The organism is Herbaspirillum sp. B65, assembly GCF_000333555.1.
Lineage (GTDB): Bacteria > Pseudomonadota > Gammaproteobacteria > Burkholderiales > Burkholderiaceae_D > Herbaspirillum > Herbaspirillum rubrisubalbicans.
This window is the reverse complement of the sequence record NZ_BADI01001065.1, coordinates 1-6,558: the sequence shown is the minus strand read 5'-3', so window position 1 is coordinate 6,558 and position 6,558 is coordinate 1. Positions and strand designations below refer to the sequence as shown.

Genomic DNA, 6,558 nt, shown 5'->3' with positions numbered 1-6,558 from the left:
CGAAGACATACAGGATCCAGCTGAACTGGGCGATCATCCAGGCACCCAGCAGGATCATCCCGGCACGCATGATGATGGCGCCGATGACGCCATACAGCAGCACGCGGCGCTGCATTCAGGCGGGCACGGCGAAGTAGCTGAAGATCATCAGGAACACGAAGATGTTATCGACCGACAGCGCCTTCTCGATCAGGTAGCCGGAGAGGAATTCGGCGCCCTTCTGGTTGGCGAACTCGCGCCCGACGTTGGCATCCAGGTACCACCACATCAGGCCGGCAAACAGGAAGGCCAGCGATACCCAGACCAGCGACCAGCTCAAGGCCTCCTTGGGCGAGACGCGGTGCGCATGACGCCCACCCAGGGCGAACATGTCCACCGCCAGCATCCCCAGCACGAATACGATGAAGCCACCCCACATGGGCAGGCTGGCAAAACTTTCTACGCCGTTCACGTCAGACCTCTCTTTTCTTGTTCATCCGCCAGGGGCGAAAATCGCTTGTTCGACTTTGGAAGAAATCTTCAATCGAAGTCGAAGATTTCGCCCAGGAAGCCTTTCTTTTTGCGTTTATGTTCATATCCATAGCCGCCGTGGCCGAACCGGGCGTCATAGGCCGCTGGCGGCGGCCCCGGCACGCGCGCCGCCGGTGTCGGGGCCGGTGTCGCTGCCGCCTGGCTGGCCATGGCGCGTTCGATCAGCTTGTCGAGCTCGCCACGATCGAGCCACACGCCCCGGCATTGCGGGCAGTAATCGATCTCGATGCCCTGGCGTTCCGAGATCAGCAGGTTGTGAGATGTACAGACGGGACATTTCATCAGGCTCTCCTCAAGATCAGTATTGGCAACGATGCCCGGCACGCTGACAACCCAAGATCGCTACCGGACAAGGCGTCACTTTAGGCGAAAGCCTGATGAATGAAAATTCGAATATTTTGAGATAATCCTTCGAGAAAACCGAAGTATTGGATGAAGGGAAATCCGCATGGCCAGCCTCAACTACAAGCATCTCCATTATTTCTGGACGGTCGCCAAGACCGGTGGCGTGGCGCGCGCCAGCGAACGACTGCACCTGACGGCGCAGACCATCAGCGGCCAGATCAGCCTGTTCGAAGAAAGCCTGGGCTACAAGCTCTTCAAGCGTGTGGGACGACGACTGGAACTCAATGATGAAGGCCGCATGGTGTTCGATTACGCCGAACGCATCTTCAGCCTGGGCGAAGAACTGGAAGAAGCGCTGCGCCTGCGTCCGGGCGGACGCGCCCTGCAACTGCGCGTGGGCGTGGCCGATGCCGTGCCCAAGGCGATTGCCTACCTGCTGCTGGAAAGTGCGCTGGCCATGCAGGAGCCGATCCGCATCATCTGTCGCGAAGGCAAGCTCGAGGTGTTGCTGGCCGACCTGGCCATCCACAAGCTGGACATCATCATCGCCGACAGTCCCATGCCGCCCAACGTGGATGTGCGCGGCTACCACCACCTGCTGGGCGAATGCGATACCAGCTTCTTCGCCACGCCCGCGCTGGCGCGGCGCTATCGCAAGGGCTTCCCGCACAGCCTGGATGGCGCGCCCTTCCTGATGCCCGGAGAAGACGCCGCGGTACGCCCGCGCCTGCTGCGCTGGTTCGAAAAGCAAGGCATCCGCCCGCAGATCACCGGCGAGTTCGACGATGGCGCCCTGCTACTGGCTTTCGGCGACGCTGGCGCTGGCATCTTCGCCGCGCCCACTGCCATTGCCGCGCAGATTCGCAAGCAATATGGTCTGGTCGATATCGGCAAGACCGACGCCATCCGCGAACAGTTCTACGCCATCTCGGTGGAACGCCGCCTGAGTCATCCGGCAGTACTGGCCATCCAGTCGGCGGCACGCGGCAACCTGGTCGCCGCCGGCACATCGGGAGCGCAGGCATCAAAAGGAAAAGAGACGCTGTAACAAAACGATCGGCCACCCGGTCACAAAACTTCTTTTTCCCGCCGTCAAATCTGCACTTTACAACATATGACCTCACCAATACTCACGACAACTTGACGCCGCGCTGACACTTCATTTCAACGACCGGAAGAAGGCACAAAAAAAGCGAGGGGACAAAAGAAAAACCCCACAACCCTTGCGGGCTGTGGGGTAAATCCCATTCTCGGGGGGGAGAATGGAGGGGGAACTTCAATATAGGGAAATCGAAGCCATGTCGCAGCCGTTTTTACAAATGGTTACACCCTCTTCATATACTGCACGACATGACATATTTAGCGCATATCAAATGTCTTTCTATATGCATCCAATATATCAAGCACTGGCCATAAGTAAAGAACGCAATGCCAACAAGGAAGCCGAGCCCCGCTCGCGCCGACTGATCATATAAGTGACGACCCGCCCTTCCCGTCCCAGCGAATGGCTGGCAAAGCCATGCGGCGCGACCTGCATGACGATGACCGAACGCGGCACCACCGCCACCCCCGCCCCGGCTGCCACGCAGGCCAGGATGGCATGGTAGGACGCCAGCTCCAGCGTGCGCAGCGGCAACCCGCCCCGGCCGTGGCTGGCGAACCAGGCCTCGGCGCGACGGCGATAGGCGCAACCCTGCTCGAAGACGATCAGGGTATCGAGCTCCACATCCTCGGGCACCCGCACGCGGCGATGGCTGCGCGGCGTCACCAGCAGCAGTTCTTCCTTGTACAGCGGGGTAGCCTCGAAGGCCGGATCATCGACCGGCCCCGCCACCAGCGCCGCATCGAGCTTGCCGGTGCGCACCCCGGCCATGAGCACATCGGTAGGCCCGGTCGACAACTCCAGCCGCACCTCCGGCCAGCGCTGGTGGAACTCGGCCAGCGGCGTGGGTAGCCGGCTGGCCGCGGCGCTTTCCATGGAACCGATGCGCAAGCGGCCGCGCGGGCTGTGCGGGGCCACCACCTGGCGCGCCTCCTGCGCCAGATCGAGGATGCGCTCGGCATAGTCCAGCAGCGCTTCGCCGGCTGCGGTCAAGACCAGGCGCCGCCGCTCACGCACGAACAGTGGTACGCCGATGGATTCTTCCAGTTGCTTGATGCGCGTGGTGACATTGGATTGCACCCGGTTGAGTCGTTCGGCGGCGCGCGTGATGCCGCCCTCGGCCACCACGGTGCGGAAGATTTCCAGTTCGGCCAGTTCCATGCGAGGCTCCAGGCAATGTTCTCGAATCAAGATGAAGTCATCCTTATTATTCATTTTTTAGAATGACCCAAAAACGATAGCATGGATACCCACTCATTACACGCTCACACGCTCATGCGCCCACCTATGTCTTCACATCGAGCTGCCGCCCCCCATTCCCGCCACGGCCAGGCGTGGAAGGTCTGCCTGTCGGGCATGGTGGCGCTGTCGGTAGCCATGGGCATCGGCCGCTTCGCCTTCACGCCGCTGCTGCCGATGATGCTGCACGAAGGCAGCCTGTCGCTACAGATGGGCGGCTGGCTGGCCACGGCCAACTACCTGGGTTACTTCCTGGGGGCCATGCTGTGCGCCCTGTATCGCAGCCGACGCGGCGTGGCTCTGCTGCGCGCCGGCCTGGTGGCTACCATCCTGCTTACGCTGGGCATGGGCGTGCTGCATCAGGACTGGGCCTGGCTGTGGATGCGCCTGCTCTCGGGGGTGGCCAGCGCCTATGTGTTCGTCTACACCGCGGGCTGGTGCCTGCAGCAGCTCACGCAATTGGGACGCCCGGAACTGGGCGGCGTAATCTTCTGCGGCCCCGGCCTGGGGATCGCGCTGACGGGCTTGTTGTCGGGTCCGATGATCGCAGCCGGCTGGCTGGCCGCCGGGGGCTGGATCGCCTTCGGCGTGATCGCCCTGGCACTGAGCGCCGTGGTCTGGCCCGCCTTCAGCTTCGATGCCGGCGCCCAGCTCCAGGTGCATGAGCAGCACGACCACGCCAGCCAGGCGCAACAGGACGAAACGCCACAGCGCAAGCGCGAAGTGCTGATCCAGGTGATGGCCTATGGCATCGCCGGCTTCGGCTACATCATCACCGCCACCTTCCTGCCGGTGATCGCGCGCCGGGCCCTGCCGGGCTCGGCCTGGCCGGATTACTTCTGGCCCATCTTCGGCCTGTCGGTGGCCGTGGGCGCCTTCAGCGCCACCCGGCTGTCGGTGCAGGGGGACCAGCGATTGTTGCTGACCGGGGCCTACCTGATGCAGGCCGTGGGTGTGCTGCTATCGATCTTCTGGCCCAATGCCCTGGGCTTTGCCCTCAGTTGCCTGCTGCTGGGCCTGCCCTTCACGGCCATCACGCTGTTCGGGATGCGCGAAGCGCGCCGCCTGCGTGGCGAACAGGCCAGTAGCCTGATGGCCCTGATGACCGCCGCCTACGGCATCGGCCAGATCGCCGGACCGCCGCTGGCCACTGCGCTGGTGCATGGCAGTGGTTCCTTCACGCCTTCGCTGTGCGTGGCCGCCATCGCGCTGCTGATAGGTGCCGCCCTGTACTACCGCCTCACATTCAGTCATCGCTTGCCGCCGCGTTCGGCATAAGCAAAAAAGCCCGCGACATGCAGCGTCGCGGGCTTTTCATCTGGCAGTCGAGTAAGCGCAGCACTCAGCGGAAGGCCGGCTCCGCAAAGCTGCGCAGCTTGCGGCTGTGCAATTGCTCCACCCCATTGTTGCGCAACAGCTCCAGCGCCCGGATACCGATCTGCAAGTGCTGCGCCACGCGCTGCTCGTAGAAGGTATTGGCCATGCCGGGCAGCTTGATCTCGCCATGCAGTGGCTTGTCCGAGACGCACAGCAAGGTGCCGTAAGGCACGCGGAAGCGGAAACCATTGGCGGCCACGGTGGCGCTCTCCATGTCCAGCGCGATGGCGCGGCTCTGCGAGAAGCGCAATAACGGCATCCGGTGATCGCGCAACTCCCAGTTGCGGTCATCGACCGAGGCCACGGTACCGGTACGCATGATGCGCTTCAATTCATAACCGTCCAGCTGGGTGATGCTGGCCACCGCATCCTGCAACGCCAATTGCACTTCGGCCAAGGCCGGGATCGGCACCCACAGCGGCAAGTCGTCATCGAGCACATGATCGTCGCGCACGTAAGCGTGGGCCAGCACGTAATCGCCCATGCGCTGCGAGGCCGACAGCCCCGCGCAATGGCCCAGCATCAGCCAGCCATGCGGACGCAGCACCGCCACGTGATCGGTCACGGTCTTGGCATTGGACGGGCCCACGCCGATATTGACCAGGGTGATGCCGCTGCCATCGGCGCGCTGCAAGTGATAGGCCGGCATCTGCGGCTGCCGTGCTGGTGCCACGCCGGAAGCTGTACGGACATCTGTACCGGTCTGGTTGGCACTCCAGGTGGTGACATTACCGGGCTCGACGAAGGCAGTGTACTGGCGTCGATAGGCCAACTCATCTGGGTCGTCGGTGGGCTCCATCAGGCGTCGGCCCAGACGCACGAATTCATCGACGTAGAAGGCATAGTTGGTAAAGAGCACGTAGCGCTGGAACTGATCCGGCGAAGTGGCCGTGTAATGGCGCAGGCGGTGCAGCGAATAATCGATGCGCGGACCGGTGAACAAGGCCAGCGGATGCGGGCCTTCGCGCCAGGCGCCGTTATCGACTTCATAGCTGCCATTGGCGATGCGATCATCCATGGTCGCCAGGTCCGGCAAGTCGAAGTAATCGGGCAGCGTGCGCAAGTGTTCCGGGTCCAGACTGCCCTCCACATGGATGCCCTCGGGGAAGGCGAAGTGGACCGGGATGGGCATGTCGCTCACCCCCACCTCCAGCGGTACTTCATGGTTCTGCAGCACCAGCTTGAATTGCGCCAGCAGATATTGATGGAACAGCTTGGGCCGGGTCAGCGTGGTCTGGTAGCAACCGGGGCCGGCCACGAAACCGAAGGATTGACGGGTATCGGCATGGGTGGATTTTTCGGTGGTGATGCGCACGAAGGGATAGCAGGTGCGCACCCGCTGCTCCATACCCTGGCCACGGGAGAACTGGCGGAAGGCATCACGCAGGATGGCGGTATTGTGCTCGTAGATTTCCAGCACGCGTGCATAGGCGGCGTCGGGGTTGGTGAATTTTTCTGTGGCAAACATCGTGGTTCTCCATCATTGCCGCGCGCCGCGCCGGTGTGGGGTCAGGATGCGCTGGAGCGGCGCGGCCGGTCGGGCCGGTCATTCATCGAAAGGACTTGTGCGCAGCACCATCTTACCCGAGAGCGGGCCATTGCACGAACCGCTGATCAAGCACGACAAGAGCGCGCTGGTCCGGCTTTGCGACTGGCCGCTTCGGTGATATCTTCCAAGCTCTTCATGGCGGTTTACTTATTTTTTCGTCCTTCGCCCCGAGCGGCGCCGTGCAGCCCGCTACACCAGCGCGCAACGAGCGTCAGGCCGGCGTCAGTTGCGAGTCATTGTTCTCATTGCAGGCCTTCGAACCCCAGCATTACGCACGAAACGTGCATGAACTGCGCTTCAGATCGGCCTGTCTTGCAGCTTTCCCAGCCGTTAAAAAAAGCTTTGATTGCCACGCGAGCCGATGCTATCTTGTCGGCGCTTTGGCAAGGATGACCTCACGCCACCCGGCGCAGTC

5 protein-coding genes and 1 pseudogene are annotated in these 6,558 nt (G+C 62.4%); 2 read left to right on the top strand and 4 right to left on the bottom strand.

The annotated features are described in order from the left end of the window. Positions 1 to 451, bottom strand: a pseudogene (locus tag I5W_RS25190) (TerC family protein); the annotation flags it as partial. Positions 452 to 519: 68 nt separating this feature from the next. Next, on the bottom strand, positions 520 to 813 hold the full coding sequence (locus tag I5W_RS25185; RefSeq protein WP_017452501.1) for a TFIIB-type zinc ribbon-containing protein: 294 nt from the start codon (positions 811 to 813) through the stop codon (positions 520 to 522). Between the two features lie 166 nt (positions 814 to 979). Here I5W_RS25185 and nhaR point away from each other — a divergent pair, with 166 nt between their 5' ends. Beyond that, a complete protein-coding gene (gene nhaR, locus I5W_RS25180) occupies positions 980 to 1,924 on the top strand; it encodes a transcriptional activator NhaR (protein WP_044531313.1) in 945 nt (314 codons plus the stop codon). Between the two features lie 351 nt (positions 1,925 to 2,275). On the opposite strand, the gene I5W_RS25175 is transcribed toward nhaR, so the two are convergent. Continuing rightward, positions 2,276 to 3,139 (bottom strand): LysR family transcriptional regulator, encoded by an 864-nt coding sequence (locus tag I5W_RS25175; RefSeq protein ID WP_044531312.1) that lies wholly within the window; start codon positions 3,137 to 3,139, stop codon positions 2,276 to 2,278. Between the two features lie 126 nt (positions 3,140 to 3,265). On the opposite strand from I5W_RS25175, the gene I5W_RS25170 reads away from it, so the two are divergent. Next, positions 3,266 to 4,495 (top strand): YbfB/YjiJ family MFS transporter, encoded by a 1,230-nt coding sequence (locus I5W_RS25170; RefSeq protein ID WP_044531311.1) that lies wholly within the window; start codon positions 3,266 to 3,268, stop codon positions 4,493 to 4,495. A 64-nt stretch (positions 4,496 to 4,559) separates the two neighbouring features. On the opposite strand, the gene I5W_RS25165 is transcribed toward I5W_RS25170, so the two are convergent. Further along, complete coding sequence (locus I5W_RS25165) at positions 4,560 to 6,062, bottom strand: AMP nucleosidase (protein ID WP_017452505.1); 1,503 nt, start codon at positions 6,060 to 6,062, stop codon at positions 4,560 to 4,562. Positions 6,063 to 6,558: the final 496 nt, after the last annotated feature.